The sequence below is a fragment of the Arthrobacter sp. TB 26 genome, from assembly GCF_000427315.1.
Lineage (GTDB): Bacteria > Actinomycetota > Actinomycetes > Actinomycetales > Micrococcaceae > Arthrobacter.
The window spans coordinates 242-1,746 of the sequence record NZ_AUPJ01000303.1; the positions used below are offsets into that span (position 1 = coordinate 242).

Annotated in this window: 1 protein-coding gene and 1 pseudogene; both read right to left on the reverse strand. The window is 68.4% G+C overall.

Features of this window, described 5'->3' with window-relative positions; all coding sequences use genetic code 11:
* Positions 1–23 precede the first annotated feature (23 nt).
* Positions 24–1,118 (reverse strand): threonine aldolase family protein, encoded by a 1,095-nt coding sequence (locus tag K789_RS0110910; RefSeq protein WP_029704873.1) that lies wholly within the window; start codon positions 1,116–1,118, stop codon positions 24–26.
* A 64-nt stretch (positions 1,119–1,182) separates the two neighbouring features.
* A pseudogene (locus K789_RS0110915) lies at positions 1,183–1,505 on the reverse strand (oxidoreductase); the annotation flags it as partial.

Sequence of the window (1,505 nt, forward strand, 5' to 3'; positions counted from 1 at the left end):
CGGCGTCGGCCATGCCCGTTGGATCAGCCGGCAGCGAGTTCGCGCTTGATTGCAGCGATGAAGGAATCAACGTCGTCCTCGGTGGTGTCGAAGGAACACATCCAGCGGACCTCGCGGGCAGCCTCGTTCCAGTCGTAGAAGCGGAAGGACCTGCGCAGCCGGTCCGCCATACCGGCCGGCAGGATTGCGAACACGCCGTTGGACTCCGTCTTCTGGCTCAGCTCGACGCCGGGGATGGACTCGACGCCGGCACGAAGCCGGGCGGCCATGGCATTGGCGTGCGAGGCCGAGCGCAGCCAGAGATCACCCTCGAGCAGGGCGATGAACTGCGCGGACATGAACCGCATCTTGGAGGCCAGCTGCATGTTCATCTTGCGCAGGTAGATCAGGCCCTGGGCGGCGGCCGGGTTCAGCGCGATGACCACCTCGCCGAAGAGCAGGCCGTTCTTGGTGCCGCCGAAGGAGAGGATGTCCACGCCAGCGTCGCGGGTGAAGGCCCGCAGCGGCACCTTCAGGTGCGCCGCGGCATTGGCCAGCCGGGCGCCGTCCATGTGCAGCTTCATGCCCTTGGAATGGACATGCTCAGCGATCGCCCGCACTTCGTCCGGCGTGTAGCAGGTGCCGAGTTCGGTGGTCTGGGTGATGGACACGGCCAGCGGCTGCGCGCGGTGCTCGTCGCCCCAGCCCCAGGCTTCCTTGTCGATCAGCTCGGGGGTGAGTTTGCCGTCCTCCGTGGGGACCTGCAGCAGCTTGATGCCGCCGATACGCTCCGGGGCGCCGTTCTCGTCCATGTTGATGTGCGCGGTGGAGGCGCAAATGACGGCGCCCCAGCGCGGCAGGAGGGACTGCAGCGACAGCACGTTGGCCCCGGTGCCGTTGAAGACCGGGAAGCACTCGATTCCTTCGCCGAAGTGGTCCTCCATGAGCTGCTGCAGCCGGGCGGTGTACTCGTCTTCGCCGTAGGAGACCTGGTGGCCCTCGTTGGCGGCGGCCAGGGCCGCCAGGACCTCGGGATGGACGCCCGAGTAGTTGTCCGAGGCAAAGCCGCGGACGGAGGGATCGTGGAGCCGCACCGCAGTAGCAGCAGGGGCAGGGGCGGTTTCAACTGTGCTTGTCATCGATTTGCTCACTCTTTCAGTCTAAGGAGGTCCGGGCCCCGGGGCTAAAGTCCGGGGCTAGGGTTCAGGGCCTGGGGCCGGCGCCCAGCAGCAGCCGCTGGCCGTTCAGTTCCGCCGCGGGGGAGCTGAAGAGCCCGACGGCGGCAGCGGCCAGCTCCTCCACGTCAGTGAATCCGGGGAAGCTACGTTCGGGGGACTTCGCCCGCATGCCCGCGTCCACGAGGGCCTTCACCACAAAAACCACCGCCGCACTGTGCTGTGCCACGTGGACGGCGTCACTGCCGGGGCCGGCGGTCCCCGCTTGCCCGCGGTGGAAGCCGTCGGCGACGGCCAGGGTCCAGGCCTCGGCGGCGGCCTTGGCGGCCACGTAGCTGGCACCGCCCGCCG

Coding starts and splice junctions, on each gene's coding strand:
- K789_RS0110910 (WP_029704873.1), bottom strand. CDS start 1,118: ATGACAAGCACAGTTGAAACCGCCCCTGCCCCTGCTGCTACTGCGGTG.